The 16,846-nt window shown below is 52.9% G+C and carries 16 protein-coding genes and 1 riboswitch; of the genes, 9 read left to right on the forward strand and 7 right to left on the reverse strand.

The window, feature by feature from the left end:
• From HJG40_RS11100 to HJG40_RS11125, 6 genes are all read right to left on the reverse strand, one after another.
• Positions 1–240, reverse strand: a 240-nt coding sequence (locus HJG40_RS11100) for a DUF3034 family protein (RefSeq protein WP_226857401.1), incomplete at its 3' end; no start/stop codon positions are given.
• Between the two features lie 333 nt (positions 241–573).
• The gene (locus tag HJG40_RS11105; RefSeq protein WP_215864253.1) at positions 574–1,446 is read right to left on the reverse strand and encodes a phosphoribulokinase; all 873 of its coding nucleotides are present in this window, start codon (positions 1,444–1,446) and stop codon (positions 574–576) included.
• Between the two features lie 148 nt (positions 1,447–1,594).
• The gene (metF, locus tag HJG40_RS11110; RefSeq protein ID WP_215864254.1) at positions 1,595–2,413 is read right to left on the reverse strand and encodes a methylenetetrahydrofolate reductase [NAD(P)H]; all 819 of its coding nucleotides are present in this window, start codon (positions 2,411–2,413) and stop codon (positions 1,595–1,597) included.
• A complete protein-coding gene (ahcY, locus tag HJG40_RS11115) occupies positions 2,413–3,819 on the reverse strand; it encodes an adenosylhomocysteinase (protein WP_215864255.1) in 1,407 nt (468 codons plus the stop codon). Before ahcY ends, metF begins: the two co-directional genes overlap by 1 nt.
• Before the next feature lie 20 nt (positions 3,820–3,839).
• Positions 3,840–3,923: riboswitch (S-adenosyl-L-homocysteine riboswitch) on the reverse strand.
• 37 nt (positions 3,924–3,960) lie between these two features.
• Positions 3,961–5,130: a methionine adenosyltransferase gene (gene metK / locus HJG40_RS11120; RefSeq protein WP_215864256.1), complete on the reverse strand. Its 1,170-nt coding sequence runs from the start codon at positions 5,128–5,130 to the stop codon at positions 3,961–3,963.
• A 128-nt stretch (positions 5,131–5,258) separates the two neighbouring features.
• A complete protein-coding gene (locus tag HJG40_RS11125) occupies positions 5,259–5,864 on the reverse strand; it encodes an outer membrane beta-barrel protein (RefSeq protein ID WP_215864257.1) in 606 nt (201 codons plus the stop codon).
• 122 nt (positions 5,865–5,986) lie between these two features.
• Between HJG40_RS11125 and HJG40_RS11130 the strand changes: the two genes are divergently transcribed.
• Positions 5,987–6,928, forward strand: a complete 942-nt coding sequence (locus HJG40_RS11130) for a carbohydrate kinase family protein (RefSeq protein ID WP_215864258.1) — start codon at positions 5,987–5,989, stop codon at positions 6,926–6,928.
• A gap of 56 nt (positions 6,929–6,984) precedes the next feature.
• Here HJG40_RS11130 and HJG40_RS11135 read toward each other — a convergent pair whose 3' ends face one another.
• Positions 6,985–7,371 carry a rhodanese-like domain-containing protein gene (locus HJG40_RS11135; RefSeq protein WP_215864259.1) on the reverse strand — a complete coding sequence of 129 codons (387 nt, stop codon included), beginning with the start codon at positions 7,369–7,371 and terminating at the stop codon, positions 6,985–6,987.
• Between the two features lie 211 nt (positions 7,372–7,582).
• Here HJG40_RS11135 and HJG40_RS11140 point away from each other — a divergent pair, with 211 nt between their 5' ends.
• The 8 genes from HJG40_RS11140 to HJG40_RS11175 all read left to right on the forward strand — a co-directional run.
• A complete protein-coding gene (locus tag HJG40_RS11140) occupies positions 7,583–10,069 on the forward strand; it encodes a glycogen/starch/alpha-glucan phosphorylase (RefSeq protein WP_215864260.1) in 2,487 nt (828 codons plus the stop codon).
• Positions 10,070–10,134: 65 nt separating this feature from the next.
• A complete protein-coding gene (gpmI, locus tag HJG40_RS11145) occupies positions 10,135–11,664 on the forward strand; it encodes a 2,3-bisphosphoglycerate-independent phosphoglycerate mutase (protein ID WP_215864261.1) in 1,530 nt (509 codons plus the stop codon).
• Entirely contained in the window at positions 11,665–13,152 is a 1,488-nt protein-coding gene (locus tag HJG40_RS11150; protein WP_215864262.1) for a murein hydrolase activator EnvC family protein, read from the forward strand.
• Positions 13,153–13,211: 59 nt separating this feature from the next.
• Complete coding sequence (locus HJG40_RS11155) at positions 13,212–14,663, forward strand: S41 family peptidase (protein ID WP_215864263.1); 1,452 nt, start codon at positions 13,212–13,214, stop codon at positions 14,661–14,663.
• Positions 14,664–14,772: 109 nt separating this feature from the next.
• Positions 14,773–15,336 carry a DJ-1 family glyoxalase III gene (locus tag HJG40_RS11160; RefSeq protein WP_226857402.1) on the forward strand — a complete coding sequence of 188 codons (564 nt, stop codon included), beginning with the start codon at positions 14,773–14,775 and terminating at the stop codon, positions 15,334–15,336.
• Positions 15,337–15,399: 63 nt separating this feature from the next.
• Positions 15,400–16,176: a peptidylprolyl isomerase gene (locus HJG40_RS11165; protein ID WP_215864264.1), complete on the forward strand. Its 777-nt coding sequence runs from the start codon at positions 15,400–15,402 to the stop codon at positions 16,174–16,176.
• A 173-nt stretch (positions 16,177–16,349) separates the two neighbouring features.
• Positions 16,350–16,658: an ATP-dependent Clp protease adapter ClpS gene (gene clpS, locus HJG40_RS11170; protein ID WP_010642909.1), complete on the forward strand. Its 309-nt coding sequence runs from the start codon at positions 16,350–16,352 to the stop codon at positions 16,656–16,658.
• Positions 16,659–16,663: 5 nt separating this feature from the next.
• Positions 16,664–16,846, forward strand: a 183-nt coding sequence (locus HJG40_RS11175; RefSeq protein WP_215864265.1) for a Clp protease N-terminal domain-containing protein, incomplete at its 3' end; no start/stop codon positions are given.

The following is a 16,846-nucleotide window of genomic DNA, read 5'->3' on the forward strand; positions in this document are numbered from 1 at the left end:
AGCGGTCGCGCCAATTTGCTGATTGGTGCCATAACCCGAAATCACTGCCCAGGGGTTAATACCACCACCGGCAGCACCGTCTATCGCTGTTACTGCGCCAGTGCCCAAAATGCGGCCCTGACCAAATAAACAGGCCGAACCTATCGCCGCATTAGCGGCCACAGGGACTATTGCACCCAACGTGCAGGCCACTGCCAGAATAACTGCTTTTGTAGCGGGTGATTTCACAGTCTTACCCATAATTTTCATATCTCCTCCTAGCCGTTAAGCGGTTCTTGAATGTCAGAGCACTCAAGAGCTACACAGCAAGAAAGGGGCCAACTATCTGAAAGCCCTTAACAATACCTAAAAATTATTTGTAACAGCTTGTTTATTATTAAAAATCATCAACACATCATACAAATAGAACCGTTTGTATTTCTTCTGATTCTGCATGACACGTCATGACATCTCTACTGTTCCGTCATGACAGAAACTGCTGATCAGGCTTCCGCCACATAAACGCAGGACATAAAAAATCCGGTATCGATGTTGCCGATACCGGATGTCATCAGGATAAATACTAACGCGCTATCAGAGTGCTTCCTTTTTTTCATCCAGCATCTGTTCAATGCGCGGCCCGAGAATGACTTCCATGGCGAAACCCATTTTCGTACCCGGAATAACCAGGGTATTGGAACGCGACATGAAGCTTCCGGGAATCATTTGCAACAAGGTCGGGAAATGCTCAACTTTGTGATCCCGAAAGCGAATGACTACCATGCTCTCATCGGGTGTGGGAATATCGCGGGCGATAAAAGGATTAGAAGTATCCACCAAAGGTACGCGCTGAAAGTTGATATGCGCGCGCGAAAACTGGGGGGTAATATGATGAATATAATCCGGCATGCGGCGCAAAATCGTGTCCACAATGGCTTCAGCCGAATACCCACGCTGGGAATTATCACGATGAATTTTCTGGATCCATTCGAGATTCACAACCGGCACGACACCAACCAGAAGATCCACATAATTGGCGACATCCACATCTTCGGTTTTCACCCCGCCGTGCAGCCCCTCATAAAAAAGCAGGTCCGTACCCGTAGGCATATCCTGCCATGGCGTAAAGGTTCCAGGAGCACTACCCCGCAGTTCCGCTTCCGCATCATCATGCACGTAGTAACGCATCTGGCCATGACCGGTCTCTCCGTAGCTGCGGAACAAACGCTCCAGTGACTCAAAGTCATTCCCTTCGGGGCCAAAGTGGCTGATGGTCTTACCTTCTGCTGCTGCTTTGGCAATGGCTTCACGCATTTCCGCCCGGTTATAACGGTGAAAGCTATCTCCCTCAATGATGACCGGATTGACTTTCAGGCGCCGAAAAATGTCATGAAATGCATGTTTGACAGTCGTTGTCCCGGCTCCCGAAGAACCGGTGACTGCAACAACAGGATACTTTTTAGACATGGTATGAACCTCTTATAGTAAAAAATTCTCTTGCTGACCAACATATTCCATGGCCATCTTGAAGTCAGTGTAGCAAAGGTTGTCCGCCGGTCAACAGAAAACGCTATTATCCTCGCTTTCGAGGCTTCGATAATGGCGTCAAAAAGACTTAAAGCCCGAGATTCTGCCAGATGGCCGTTGTCGCCTCGGACTGATTCAGCGTGTAAAAATGCAGGCTGGGTGCCCCCTGTGAGAGTAATGTTTCACATTGCCGACTCAGCAACTCAATCCCTAACTGATATTGGGACTGCAGATCTTCCCCATAAGCTTCCATGCGGCGCCGCAAATATTGCGGCAACTCGGCTCCGCACATGGCCGAAAAACGGGAAATCTGTTCAAAATTTGTGATGGGCATGACACCCACTACAATCGGCACCTCAACACCCCGCCGCTGTATATCATCCCGGAGCTGCAAATACGCATCGGGATTATAAAAATACTGGGTGATAACCGCATCTGCACCCGCCTGCACCTTTTCAACCAGATGTTGTAAATCATTTTCAGCAGAAACGGCCTTTGGGTGCACTTCCGGATAACCGGCTACATAAATTTTAAAACCACCGAACTGATGGATAAAAGCCACCAGATCGGTGGCGTATTCAAAATGACCAGGGTTACTCATGCCTTCTGGTAAATCACCACGCAAGGCAACAATACGCTGAATACCCTGAGCCCGGTAATCTTCCAGAATTTCCTGAATACCCGATTCCGTAGAGCCAATGCAGGAAAGATGCGGGACGGCTTCCAGAGCATAATCCTTGCGGATCATATCCACTGTGGCGAATGTCCGTTCCCGGGTAGAACCACCGGCCCCAAAAGTCACCGAGGCATATTCTGGACCCAAAGGTAACAGGGCACGAATGGTTTCCCGCAGGCGCTCCTCGCCTGCAGCATTTTTGGGCGGAAAAAACTCGACGGAGTGCGCCATCAGTAACGATACGCGTCGGTCTTGAAAGGCCCGTGAACGTCAACGCCAAGATATTCGGCTTGGGCCGTTGTCAACCGGGTCAGCACCCCGGCAAAACCTTCCACCATATATCGAGCCACTTCTTCATCCAGGGTTTTCGGCAGGACGGTGACGCCGATGTGAGAAGACTTCTGCGCGGCAGGCAGGTCAGCAAAGCGTTCCCCGTAAAGATGTATCTGCGCCAAAACCTGATCGGCAAAAGAACCATCCATAATCCGACTGGGGTGCCCGGTAGCATTACCCAGATTTACCAGCCTTCCTTCAGAAAGGAGAATCAGGTAATCATCACTGTCCGCATCAAAGTCCTTGCCTGCCGGCGCATCACGATACACTTTGTGCACCTGAGCCTTGACCTCGTCCCAGGCCCAGTTGGAGCGCATGAAAGCCGTATCAATTTCATTGTCGAAATGACCAATATTACAAACAACAGCACCTTTCTTGAGGGCCTTCAACATGCCCGCATCGCAGACATTGTAATTACCGGTAGCCGTAACCAGCAAATCCGTCTGGCCCAGCAGATCCCGATCAATACAGGCATCGCTGCCATCGTTGATACCCTTTTTGTAGGGAGAAACCACTTCATAACCGTCCATGCAGGCCTGCATGGCACAAATGGGATCTACTTCGGTGACGCGCACAATCATGCCTTCCTGACGCAGGGAGGCCGCCGAACCCTTGCCCACATCGCCATACCCCAGAACCAGGGCACGTTTACCCGACAGCAGATGGTCCGTGGCCCGCTTGATGGCATCATTGAGGGAGTGACGACAACCGTATTTGTTGTCATTTTTGCTTTTGGTCACCGAGTCGTTGACATTGATGGCGGGCACCTTGAGCTTACCTTCTTTGGCCATTTCCCAAAGACGGTGCACGCCTGTGGTCGTTTCTTCGGAAACACCGTGGATGCCTTCCAGCAACTCGGGATACTTCTCATGGAGCAATCCGGTGAGGTCTCCACCATCATCCAGCAGCATATTGGGGCGCCAGCCGTCAGGACCTGTAATGGTCTGCTCTACACACCACCAGTACTCTTCCTCGCTTTCGCCCTTCCAGGCAAAAACCGGAACACCAGCAGCCGCAACAGCCGCTGCTGCCTGATCCTGCGTAGAAAAAATATTGCAGGAAGACCAGCGCACTTCAGCCCCCAAAGCCACCAGGGTTTCGATAAGTACAGCGGTCTGGATGGTCATATGAATACAGCCCGCAATACACGCACCCTGTAAGGGCTGCTGAGCCTGATATTTCCGGCGGATAGCCATCAATGCTGGCATTTCCGTTTCAGCAATACGGACTTCCTTACGTCCCCAGGCGGCCAGAGACATATCAGCCACTTTAAAGTCTTCACCCGTTTTAAGCACAGCATTCATGGTGGTCGTTCCTTTGATCATGAAAGCGAGCGCGGTTTTACACGAAGGAAAACGGGCCGAGCCTGACCACCAGAGACTTGGCGACTGCAGCGCTCCTCAGCCCGAACTTCCGGCGGAGAGATTCTCCGCACAGAGGTCTTTTTATCGCAATCCAGCAGCATCCCGCAAGGCTGCGGCCTTGTCGGTCCGTTCCCAGGTGAATTCCGGTTCTTCACGACCGAAATGCCCATAAGCAGCGGTTTTACCATAAATCGGACGAAGCAGATCCAGCATCTGAATTATGCCCTTGGGACGCAGATCAAAATGTTCACGAACCAGCGCCGCAATGCGATCATCATCAACTTTGCCGGTGCCAAAGGTATCGACCATCAGACTGACCGGCTGGGATACCCCAATGGCGTAAGCCACCTGTACTTCACAGCGACTCGCCAGACCCGCAGCGACAATATTTTTGGCCACGTAACGACCGGCGTAAGAAGAAGAACGGTCCACCTTGGAAGGATCCTTACCCGAAAAAGCACCGCCACCGTGACTACCCTGACCACCGTAGGTGTCTACAATGATTTTGCGGCCTGTCAGTCCACAATCGCCTACGGGTCCACCAATAACAAAACGACCGGTAGGGTTAATCAGATATTTGGTGTCCTTGTGCAACATTTCCGGCGGCAATACCGGCTTGATGATTTCTTCCCGCACCGCTTCCACCAGATCCGCATGACTGATATCAGGACTGTGCTGGGTAGAAAGGACGACGGCATCAATAGCAACCGGGCGGCCTTCTTCGTAACGCACCGTCACCTGACTTTTGGCGTCGGGACGTAACCAGGGCAGGCGGCCATCCTTACGCACCAGAGCCTGACGTTCGGTCAGGCGATGGGCGAAATAAATCGGAGTTGGCATCAGCACATCGGTTTCATCACAGGCAAAACCAAACATGAGGCCCTGATCACCAGCGCCCTGGTCCAGATCCAGACCAGCCCCTTCATTCACACCCTGAGCAATATCCGGAGACTGCTTGTCGAGCGTCTGCATCACCGCGCAGGAGGCCCAGTCAAAGCCCATTTCCGATGAATCATAGCCGATCCGGCGCACCGTTTGACGGGCAACGTCTGCGTAATCGACGTTAGCCGTTGTCGTAATTTCACCCGCCAGAACAATGAGGCCGGTAGTAATCAGAGTTTCAGCCGCTACCCGACCACGCGGATCCTGCGCCAGAATGGCATCAAGAATGGCATCGGAAATCTGGTCTGCGACCTTATCGGGATGACCTTCGGAAACAGACTCAGAAGTAAAAAGATGGCTTTTGGACATGCGTTCAGGCTCCTTGCTGGCGTGGCCGATGAATTGATCGTCGACGGGGACAGAGCGCACTATAGCAAAGGATACACGGCCAAGCGAAGTGAAAGACGCTCACCCCGCAAACAAAATCCACTCAAGCTTCAGGGATGGGCAGGACCAATGACTGGAAAGGCAGATTTTTTACTGCCGCCCCAAAAATAGGAAATACCGCCCGTTACCTGCACATTGTTGAGGTTTGCGGCGCTGGAGGTCGGCGTATTGAACAGAAGCTGATCCTGAACATCCAGGCGCAAACCAAAATGATCCCCCAGGGAATATTGATAACCCAGTCCCAACACGCCCATCAGCGAAGTGCCGCGCCCTAGATCCTGATTAAACCGATTGCTGGAAGCACCCAGACCCAGAGAAACATAGGGGGTGTTTGGACTGGCAAAAGCATACACATTTCCGAGCAATGCGCCGCTGTACTGGTTAGCGTCAGCATTCGGTGCAGCATCCTGCAAATGGGCAAAAGCCGCAGCAACCTGTGCCTCGACACCGAGGTGCGCACTGAGACGCTGCCCCAAACGCAAACCCAGCACTGCATTGCCATCATGATGAGCAAGTCCGCTGGCGCCATTGAAAAAAACATTACCCCCGAAAAGGTTTACATAGGTCTGATCGTGGGCAGCAGAATCCGCAGCCCAAGCCGGAACGGCAAAAGCCAGCATGGCAACACTCAGTAATGTACGCAGACCCCTGTTCATGACCAGACCCACCTCGGACAGGACAACACAATTCGTAAAAACCTGTTATGATAATAGTCTGTTTTCAGCAAAAATACCACACCCAACCCAACAATTTGACAAAAATCCAACAAGGAGTTGCCATGTCCACACTCGTCTGCGGATCACTGGCCTTTGATACCATTATGGTGTTTCAGGACCGTTTCAAGGCCCACATCCTGCCTGAGCAGGTACACATGCTGAATGTGTCTTTTACCGTACCGGAAATGCGCCGCGATTTTGGCGGTTGCGCCGGCAATATTGCTTACAATCTCAAGCTGCTGGGAGGAAACCCCGTCATTGCTGGCACCGCCGGCCAGGATTTCACGCCCTACCTTGAGCACATCAAACAGCAGGGTCTGGATACCCATCTGATTCGCATCCTCCCCGATCATTACACGGCGCAGGCCTTTATCACCACCGATCTGGACGACAATCAGATCACCGCTTTTCATCCCGGTGCGATGTTCATGGCCCAGGAAAATCATCTGGACGGGCAAATCCCCAGCGATGTGCACTGGGCCATTGTCTCTCCCGATGGTTTGGGGGCCATGATCCAGCATCTGGAGGACTTGACCCGCGCAGGCATCCCCACACTGTTTGATCCCGGACAGGGGCTGCCACTGTTTGACGCAGCCACTCTGACCCGTCTCATTGATATGGCCGATTATCTGACAGTCAATGACTATGAATGCCAGATGGTTCTGGCTCGTACCGGCTTAAGCGTCGCGGAGTTACGCCAACGCCTGAAAGCGCTGATCGTCACCAAAGGCGAGCAGGGTTCCGTCATCTACCACGAAGACCAGGAAACCCACATTCCTGCGGCCAAACCCAAGGCAGTACTTGATCCCACCGGTTGCGGCGACGCTTATCGGGCAGGTTTGCTTTACGGTCTTGAACACAATCTGGGCTGGGAAACCAGTGGCAAGATTGCCTCGTTGATGGGCGCCTACAAGATTGAAACGGCTGGCACCCAAAATCATCATTTCACCTGGAGCGAGTTCAAAAACCGTTACCAGGAAAATTTTGGAAGCCAGATTGAGTAATTAATGCTGTCGCTTCAACCGGGCAGCTGCCAGCTGCCCGATTGAAGCTCAACACATCAGCTCACAATAGGCTTATCTTCCGCATCCCAGACATTGATGCCCCCGCCCAGGTTATACACCTCGCTAAAACCCATTTCCTGCAAAGTGACCGCAGAAAGCGCAGAACGCGTTCCACTGTCACAGTACAACACCACCACCTGATCCCGCGCCTGGGACAACACCGGGTGGCAATGGCCGAAATCCGGATCAGCAAGGGCTTCCAGATAGCCTCTAGGAACATGAATGGCTTCGGGTAGATGCCCTTCGACAAAAGCATGCGCCTCGCGCACATCCACCAGCACCAAGTCGTCGCGGGTCCGCAGCCAGTCTTCCAGAGTATCGCAATCCACTTCACGAATTTGACTGCGCGCACTGCGAATAAAATCAGCCAAAGATTTAGCCATGGACGACTCCTTTTCAAGGGGATGAATCGCTGACCGAATCTCTGGTCAGATATATTTTTATCACCTCAAGACTAGCATCTTTGCCACGCTGATCTGAAATAGTGCCCATCCATGAAATATCTGCAAATTCCGGCACCATAACCCCTTTCAATTCCCCATAACATCATTCTATGATGGGGGTGTCGACCATCCGCACATGAGGAGCCACATCATGCCTGCCAGACGTCCTGCGAAAAACGCCTGTGTCTTACCCACTCTTGGTATGGATGCCAGCAGCCTGTGCTCCGATACCCGCCATTACCTGTTTCATACCTTGGGTGCGGAAGCAGAAACCGGCTCGAAAATTAATGTATATACCGCGCTATCCATGAGCCTGCGTGATCGCCTGGTAGAACGCTGGAAAAAAACCCAGCAGAAAGTGGCGGAAGAGAAAGGTAAGCGCACTTTTTACCTGTCTCTCGAATTTTTGCTGGGCCGTACCATGGGTAACACCCTGCTCAATCTGGGGCTGGAAGAAGCGGCCGGGACAGTCCTTGAGCAGGAACATCGACAATTGACAGACGTCATTGAGACAGAACCCGATGCGGGTCTGGGGAATGGCGGACTGGGTCGTCTGGCTGCCTGCTTTCTCGATAGTTGTGCGTCACTGGGGCTCCCCGTCACGGGTTATGGCATACGCTACAGTTACGGTATGTTTCGCCAGGAAATTCGAGCGGGCGAGCAAGTCGAAGAACCTGATCACTGGCTGAAAAATGGTTATCCCTGGGAGCTGAAACGGCCAGAACGCGTGCGTCACATTCATTTTTTTGGGCGCAGCGAGGCTTACAATGATGCCCAGGGCAAATTACATCATCGTTGGGTGGATACCCACGATGTCCTCGCAGTCCCTTATGACATCCCCATACCGGGATATCGCAATGAGGTCGTCAACACCCTGCGGCTGTGGCGCGCTGCCTCCACCGACATATTTGATCTCGGCGAATTCAATGCGGGTGCCTATCCCGAAGCTGTAGCGGCCAAAAATAATGCTGAACATATCAGCATGGTGCTTTACCCCAATGACAGCAGTGAAAATGGTAAAGAACTGCGCTTGCGTCAGCAGTATTTTCTGGCCTCGGCCAGTCTTCAGGATGTGATGGCTGACTGGGTTGCTGTACATGGTGAAAATTTTACCCATTTTGCCAAACATCACTGTTTTCAGCTCAACGATACCCATCCCAGTTGCGCAGTCCCGGAACTGATGCGCCTGCTGATGGATGAACATGGCCTGGACTGGGATACCGCCTGGAAAATTACCAGTCAGACCATGGCCTATACCAACCACACCCTGCTTCCGGAAGCCCTGGAACGCTGGCCGGTACGCCTGTTTCGCCAACTCCTGCCACGCCTTCTGGAAATTATTTTTGAAATCAATGGCCGTTTCCTACAGGAAGTGGCCCGTCGGGCGCCAGGGGATAATGCTTTGCTACAACGCCTGTCCATCATCGAGGAAAATGGCGAACAAATGGTCCGCATGGCACACCTGGCCGTGGTGGGGAGCTTTTCCGTCAACGGCGTAGCTGCACTGCACACGGAACTGCTTTGCGAAGAACTGTTCGCCGACTTTCACAAGCTCTGGCCCCAAAAGTTCAACAACAAAACCAATGGCGTCACGCCTCGGCGCTGGTTGCAGTGGGCCAATCCCGCCTTGCGCGAACTGCTTACCGAACAAATTGGTACTGACTGGAAAAACGACCTGGACCATCTCAAGGCCCTGGCCCCCTTTGCAGAAGACGCCACGTTCCGTAAACGCTGGGATGCGGTCCGCCAAATCAACAAGGCCCGCCTCGCCAAGCTGGTTTTGGAACAAACCGGTGTGCATTTTATTCCGGGTGCCATGGTCGATACCCAGGTCAAACGCATTCATGAATACAAGCGGCAACTGCTCAACGCCCTCCACGTTATTCACCTTTATGATCGCATTAAACGCGGTGAAGACTCCGAAGTCACCCCGCGTAATGTCCTGTTTGCCGGGAAAGCCGCCCCCGGTTATTTCATGGCCAAGCGGATCATCAAACTCATCAACAACATTGCCAACGTGGTCAATCATGATGCCGATACCGCCGGTCGCTTGCGGGTTTGTTTCCTGCCGGACTACCGGGTTTCCCTTATGGAACAGATTTGTGCAGCCACCGATTTGTCCGAGCAAATTTCCACGGCGGGCAAGGAAGCCTCAGGAACCGGCAACATGAAGTTTATGATGAACGGCGCACTGACGATTGGTACGCTGGATGGTGCCAATATTGAAATTCGCGATGCCGTCGGGCCCGAACACTTTTTTCTGTTTGGCCTGAATGCCCAGGAAGTCAGCCAGTTAAAGGGCAACTATCAGCCAGAAGTTTATTTGCAGGCCGACCACGATCTGCAGAGAGTGATGGACCTCCTGCACAGCGGGTACTTCAATGCCTTTGAACCGGGCATTTTTGATCCCATCATGCACACCCTGAATAACCCGCATGATCCCTGGATGGTTCTGGCCGACTTCACCAGCTATAAGCTGAAACAACAGGAGGCGGCGGCATTGTGGCGTGACCAGACCGAATGGCAGCGTCTGAGTATTTTGAACAGCGCTGCCAGCGGCGTATTTTCCAGCGACCGCACCATTCGGGAATATAATGCGGATATCTGGCATCTCAAACCCCTGGTGATGACCCCATGACAGAATTCGCCTGATCTGCTTTAATGCGTCCTTATTTGTATTCTTTCCCGGTTTAGAGGAAATTGATGGCCCATACACCGCGCCCCGTACTACTGCTAATCCTGGATGGCTGGGGTTATCGCGAAGATCCTGAAAACAATGCCATTGCCTTGGCCCATACGCCTAACTGGGATGGCTGGTGGCGTAGCCATCCTCATAACCTCCTCAATGCCTCCGGGGCTTCTGTCGGGCTACCCGGCGGACAGATGGGTAACAGTGAAGTCGGGCATATTAATATCGGGGCCGGACGAGTCGTTTACCAGGAATACGAACGCATCAACCGTGGCATCATGGACGGAAGTTTCTATAAAAACAGCGCACTTTGTGCGGCAGTCGATACGGCCAAAGCTCAGGGCGGAGCGGTCCATATTCTCGGATTACTCTCGGCGGGGGGGGTTCATTCTCACCAAGAACACTTGTTTGCCGCCCTGCGTCTGGCCCGAAGTCGGGGAGCAGAGCGAGTGTATGTGCACGCTTTTCTGGATGGACGCGACACCCTACCCCGCTGTGCGGAAAATTCTCTGGAAAAACTGTCCGCCGAATTAAAAACCCACGGTGGAGAACTCGCCTCGCTGATTGGTCGGTTTTATGCCATGGATCGGGATCACCGCTGGGATCGGGTACAACAGGCTTATGATTTGCTTACGCTTGGCAAAGGTGCCCACTATGCCACGGGTCAGGAGGCACTGACGGCCGCTTATACCCGGGGCGAAAGTGATGAATTTGTTGCCCCCTCACAAATCGGCAGCACACCCATCTGTATTCAGGATCATGACGCCGTCCTGTTCATGAACTTTCGTTCTGATCGCGCCCGGCAGATTACCCGACCTTTCATTGAAGCCGACTTCGACGGGTTTCCCCGTCAGGCCACACCCAAACTCGCAGATTTTGTGACGCTCACTGAATATAGTGAACATTTTGACGTCCACGTGGCTTTTCCTCCGACCCGGCTCAAAAACACCTTCGGGGAATGGCTTGCCCAACATGGATTACATCAGTTACGCATTGCGGAAACGGAAAAATACGCGCACGTAACCTTCTTTCTGAATGGTGGCGACGAAACGGTTTATCCTGGCGAAGACCGGATTTTGATTCCTTCTCCCAAGGTAACCACCTACGATCTACAGCCGGAAATGAGTGTGAGCGCGCTGACTGATGCGCTGGTAGAGCAGGTGGAAAGTCGTCGATATGATGCCATTATCTGCAATATTGCCAATCCCGATATGGTTGGCCACAGCGGCAAGCTCAGTGCCGCCATTGCGGCAGTAGAAGCCGTCGATCACAGCCTCGGACGTATTGTCAGCGCCGTACGTCATGTCGGTGGAGAAGTCCTGATTACCGCAGACCATGGCAATGTTGAGCAGATGCTGGATACCGAAAGTGGTCAGGCACACACCTCGCATACCTGCAACCCGGTGCCCCTGTTGTATATCGGACGACCCGCCGAGCTCTTGTCCGGCGGCGCTCTGGAAGATCTTGCGCCAACGCTTCTGCATCTTATGGGGTTACCCATACCGCCGGAAATGGGTGGAAAAAATCTGGTGCAGACGGCCTAAATGACCTCGAGGATTTTGCTCCATTCGGTTACTCTGCTGCTGCTGACCGGATTACTTCCACTGGGAGCAGATGCCAGTTCGCTTCAGGAGAAAATCCAAAATAGTCGCGAAAAACTGGAGCATCTCCACGAGAATCTGGGTCAAATTCAGGCTCATCTGAACGCCGGACAAAAAACCCAGGCGGAACTGCGCGATGAAATCAAAACGCTTGATTTAAAAATTGCGGCGACCCGAAAAAAGCTGGCTGGCATTCAGGCACAACAACAACAAACCCAAATAAAACTGAATAATCTGAAACAAAAAATAACGGCATTGCAGGCAGAATTGATCCAGCAAAAAGAAATTCTGGGTAAACAATTGCGGGGGGCTTATATGCTTGGTGGTACAACCCCCCTCGCAGTCTGGCTACAAACCGAAAAACCCGGAGAATTGGGACGGATGAGCGTTTATTATGCTTCCCTGGCCAAAGCCCGCAGCGCGCTCATTGTAAAAACCCAAAATACGGCGGCACAAATCGTTCAGACACAACACCAGGTAGAGCTGAGAGAAGCGGGATTAGTGAAACTCGCCACGCAAATCCAGGCCCAGGAAAACACCCTGAACCAGCAGCGCCAGCAACATGCCACACTCGAAAATCAACTGACCGACCGGATCGCCAAAGACAAGGCCAAAATTGCCGAATTACAGGCTAATGCTAATATTCTTAATGGCTTGGTGGGTCGTCTGGTGGTTCAGTTCCGCCACCAGGAGGCTGTTGCCGAAGCAGCACGACGCAAGGCGGCGGCCGAAGCGGCAGCACGTGCGGCAGCGCAAGCACGCGCCGCCGCCGAGGCAAGAGCTGCCCAACAACGCCGTCTGGCTGCGGAAAAACGTGCCGAACAGCGTGCTGCAGCCGTGCAAAAAGCCGAGGAACAACAGCGTGCGGAACAAGTCCAACGTGCTGCCGAAAAGGCTGCACCTCCGACTACCGAAATGCATCCGCCGCACATTGCCACGGTTCCCCAGAAACCTGTTCCGGCACCGGTCTCACCATCGACAGCCCCGCCGCCAGCACCCCGACCTGCTCCCAGCCCGAGCATCAGCCCGCCCAGCACCCTGATCATCGGCCATGGCCGCTATCCAGCACCCGTTAACGGTCCCATTACCGCACGCTATGGCAGTCCGCGCGTAACCGGTGGTCTCGACTGGCAGGGTATTACTTTTCAGGCGGCACAAGGAACGCCGGTTCGCGCCATTGCTCCCGGCATGGTACTTTATGCTGGCCCACTCAGAGGTTATGGACAAATTGTGATTGTTCAGATTGGTCATAGCCTGCTCAGCATATATGGACACCTGGGTTCCACCGATGCCCATGTCGGCGAACAAATCGCTGCAGGGCATCAGGTAGGCACGGTAGGCAGTGGTGGTGAACTGGGTAATGACGGACTTTACTTTGAAATTCGCAACGCCGGGCACCCCGTCAATCCTCTGGATTACATTCACAACTGATTTTATCCGGATCCTCCGATTCCAGGAAACCGGACGCATGCTTTTTGGAGAAATGCATTATGATCCCGCTCAATCGCATCCTGCCGTACCCAGCTGGCACCTGGCTCAAGCTCAGCGTCCTGTTGGTGTTAAGCCTGGGCAGCAGTTACGCGGACAGTGCGTACGCAAATACGGATCAGACCCATGTCCCCCTGCAACAAATCCAAACCCTCAGTCAGGTCTTTGAAATCGTCAAATCCAATTATGTGGACCCTACGTCTGACAAAAAATTAATGACCGGCGCCATCAGCGGCATGGTCAGCGCCCTCGACCCGCACTCCGCTTACCTGACACCCAAGGAATTCAAGGATATGCAGGTGGTCACCGATGGTAAGTTTGGTGGCCTCGGCATTGAAGTAACCGGAGATCATGGCGTGCTCAAGGTGATCGCCCCTATGGATGGCACTCCGGCCGCCAAAGCGGGCATCGAACCCGGAGACTTGATTGTCAAAATTGACGGCAAGGCATTGCAGGGCGTTGGTCTGCAGAAAACCGTAGACATGATGCGCGGTAAACCTGGCACTCAGGTCACCCTGACCATTTTGCGTCCGCATCAGAATCAGCCCATCCACTTGACCCTCACCCGCGCCATTATCAAGGTCCAGAGTGTACGCTCCACCATGCTGGCACCAGATTATGGCTATATTCGCATCAGTCAGTTCCAGGAAAATACCGGTCGGGAAACGCGCCAGGCCGTGGAGCAACTGGAAAAAGCGGCTCATGGACACCTGAAAGGTTTGATACTGGATTTACGTAATAATCCCGGCGGGGTCCTGGGCGCCGGCGTAGAAACAGCAGATACGTTTTTAAACAAGGGACTGATTGTTTACACCAAGGGGCGGACCCCCGACAGCGACATGCGCTTTACAGCACATGGCCCGGATTATCTCCATGGCGCGCCCATGATCGTCTTGATCAATGGCGGCTCTGCATCGGCTGCCGAAATTGTTACTGGTGCACTCAAGGACGATCATCGTGCCCTCGTCATGGGACAGCGCAGTTTTGGCAAGGGTTCTGTCCAGACCGTCATTCCCCTCAGTAACGGTGGTGCCCTCAAGCTAACTACCGCTCTGTACTACACGCCTGCGGGTTGCTCCATTCAAAGTCAGGGCATTGTGCCCAATGTCGAAATTCAGCCTGCTAATCCCCAGCTGCGAGCGATGGATGAAGATCTGCTCAAGGAATCGGAATTACAGGGCGTTCTCAAAGCTCCCGACACTTGCAGCAAGGTTAAACCGCAGTACACCATCACGGCACCGGCCAGCAAGCCCACCCTCGTCACAGCAAAAACCAGTAGCCACTCCGCTTCGGAAGAAGCGATGGCGGCCGCTAGCATCCTTAAGCCGAATCTGGAAAAAGATTATGTCCTGCACGAGGCTTTGGCGATTCTCGAAAAACAGGCAGTACCTATTGATGAAAATGGTCATAGCGTTCAGGAAGTGATCCCCTTGTCTGTTGCCTCTGGTCAGTAAAATTGAACCGGGATAAATCCCATGAAAATGCGGTCAAACCATCGTGGTTTCTGAAATGAGCGGATTTGGCAATCATGCACTTAGATAAAAATTACGAGGTAGCTGGCTAATGTCCACAGCTATTCAGGTACTCATACCGGTCGCCGACGGCTTTGAAGATATGGAAGTCGTTATTTGTAGTGACATTTTGCGCCGTGCCGGATGTCAGGTGACAATCGTCGCATTGCGCCCGGGTGCGGTCACTGGTGGTCGCGGCCTCTGCCTTGTCCCGGACACCACCTGGGATGAGCTGGCCGATACCGAGATGGACGTAATTGTGCTTCCCGGAGGAGCAGCCGGTGTTGAAAACCTCGAAAAACACGGTCCCCTACTGGAGTTGCTGCGACAGCGGAAACAGCAGGGGAAACTGATTGCGGCCATTTGTGCGGCACCAGGCTTGCTGGCCCGCCAACACTTGTTGGCAAACCGCCATGTCACGGCCTATCCGGGAGTGCTCGATCCGCTCAGTAAGGAATATCATTATGAAAACTCTGCCGTAGTGGTCGATGGCCCACTAATCAGTTCACGGGGTCCAGGTACAGCTATGGATTTTGCCCTTACCTTGGTGGAATTCCTTCTGGGACCTGAAAAAAGACAGGAAACAGAAATTCCACTGCAACGTAGTTCCTGCTAACACTTCCCCTTTGTCTGTGACTATGGATAATAGGGGAGCATCACTTAACCTGAAGGAAAACTTATGAAACTTCGTGCGGTCGTTCTTGCTGCCACTATCAGCGCTTTTGCAGTACCTGCTTTTGCTGCTCCCGTAGCTACTGTCAACGGTACCCCCATCGACAATAGTGAGGTCCAGGCCATTATGTCCATGAGCCCGGCGCTAGCCAAAGAGCCTAATGCCCACGAGCAGGTCGTGCAGAATCTGGTCAACATGGAAGTCCTGTCCCAGTATGCCACCAGCCATAATCTGGCTCAGTCTCCTGATGTCAAAGAACGACTGGCTATGGCCAAGCGCCAAATCTTGGCAGATGCCGCTGTGGACCAATATGTTCAGGAGCATCCGGTTCCCGAATCCGATATCCAGGCGGCTTATAACAAATTTGTGCAGGCCATGGGCAAAAAAGAATACGAAGTCCGGCATATTCTGGTCAAAACCAAGGCAGAAGCCGACAAGATCATGGCCGAACTCAAAGCTGGCAAGAAATTTTCAACCTTGGCGGAAAAAGACTCCATCGACAAGGCCAGTGCAGCCCATGGTGGTAAACTCGGCTGGATTGTTCCTGGTATGGTGGTACCGCCTTTCGCCCAAGCCGTTGAAACCGCACCCATTGACAAGCCTGTAGGCCCGGTGCAGACCCAGTTCGGTTATCATATTATCGAAGTGCAGGCGACGCGTGCATTGACCCCGCCACCTCTGAGTGCCATGAAGGATCGTATCAAGGCCCAGCTTTCCCAGCAGGAAGCCGCCAAGTTCGTATCCAACCTGCGTAATCAGGCGAAAATCAACATTACCAAGTAATTCATCTAGTTTTACATCTGCTGGCGCCGGGATTCACCCGGCGCTTTTTTTTGTCGATGCCCGCCCCCATATTCAATCAGGCCTGAGCTGTTTGTTTACGCGGTTTCGCCTTGCCAGCGGTCGGGGCAGACGCCACAATGGAGGCAGACAACGTAAATCATGGAGCTTGGGAAATGAGTAAAACGCAACATCGCCGGAGTACGATCCTGGAGCGTGATCCGAAAACGGAAGAGCCAAGGATGTATAAGGTGTTGCTGATGAATGATGACTTCACGCCGATGGATTACGTCGTGCATGTTCTTGAAGCCTATTTCCATAAACCCCATGAGGAAGCCGTTGCGGTGATGATGTCCGTACACCATCAGGGTAAGGGTCTTTGCGGTATATTCCCTTATGATCTGGCCGAAACCAAGGTCGCTCTGGTCACGGCAGATGCCCGGCAACACCAGCACCCACTCCGCTGCATCATGGAAAAGGAGTAATCCCGATGATCGACAAGGCCTTGGAAAAATCCATCAACCAGGCATTTCAGATTGCCCGTCAGTACGGACATGAGTATGCGTCGGTAGAACATTTGCTGCTGGCTCTGCTGGACAACCCTGAAGGGCTGGATGTCCTCAAGGCCTGTGGCGGGAATGCTGCGCATCTATCCATGGAGTTACAAAATTTC

Origin of the sequence: Acidithiobacillus concretivorus (genome assembly GCF_018853445.1) — a bacterium.
GTDB classification, from domain to species: domain Bacteria; phylum Pseudomonadota; class Gammaproteobacteria; order Acidithiobacillales; family Acidithiobacillaceae; genus Acidithiobacillus; species Acidithiobacillus concretivorus.

Excerpts from the sequence above, each read along its gene's own strand:
- HJG40_RS11105 (WP_215864253.1), bottom strand. The coding sequence starts at position 1,446 with ATGTCTAAAAAGTATCCTGTTGTTGCAGTCACCGGTTCTTCGGGAGCC.
- metF (WP_215864254.1), bottom strand. The coding sequence starts at position 2,413 with ATGGCGCACTCCGTCGAGTTTTTTCCGCCCAAAAATGCTGCAGGCGAG.
- ahcY (WP_215864255.1), bottom strand. The coding sequence starts at position 3,819 with ATGAATGCTGTGCTTAAAACGGGTGAAGACTTTAAAGTGGCTGATATG.
- metK (WP_215864256.1), bottom strand. The coding sequence starts at position 5,130 with ATGTCCAAAAGCCATCTTTTTACTTCTGAGTCTGTTTCCGAAGGTCAT.
- HJG40_RS11125 (WP_215864257.1), bottom strand. The coding sequence starts at position 5,864 with ATGAACAGGGGTCTGCGTACATTACTGAGTGTTGCCATGCTGGCTTTT.
- HJG40_RS11130 (WP_215864258.1), top strand. The coding sequence starts at position 5,987 with ATGTCCACACTCGTCTGCGGATCACTGGCCTTTGATACCATTATGGTG.
- HJG40_RS11135 (WP_215864259.1), bottom strand. The coding sequence starts at position 7,371 with ATGGCTAAATCTTTGGCTGATTTTATTCGCAGTGCGCGCAGTCAAATT.
- HJG40_RS11140 (WP_215864260.1), top strand. The coding sequence starts at position 7,583 with ATGCCTGCCAGACGTCCTGCGAAAAACGCCTGTGTCTTACCCACTCTT.
- gpmI (WP_215864261.1), top strand. The coding sequence starts at position 10,135 with ATGGCCCATACACCGCGCCCCGTACTACTGCTAATCCTGGATGGCTGG.
- HJG40_RS11150 (WP_215864262.1), top strand. The coding sequence starts at position 11,665 with ATGACCTCGAGGATTTTGCTCCATTCGGTTACTCTGCTGCTGCTGACC.
- HJG40_RS11155 (WP_215864263.1), top strand. The coding sequence starts at position 13,212 with ATGATCCCGCTCAATCGCATCCTGCCGTACCCAGCTGGCACCTGGCTC.
- HJG40_RS11160 (WP_226857402.1), top strand. The coding sequence starts at position 14,773 with ATGTCCACAGCTATTCAGGTACTCATACCGGTCGCCGACGGCTTTGAA.
- HJG40_RS11165 (WP_215864264.1), top strand. The coding sequence starts at position 15,400 with ATGAAACTTCGTGCGGTCGTTCTTGCTGCCACTATCAGCGCTTTTGCA.
- clpS (WP_010642909.1), top strand. The coding sequence starts at position 16,350 with ATGAGTAAAACGCAACATCGCCGGAGTACGATCCTGGAGCGTGATCCG.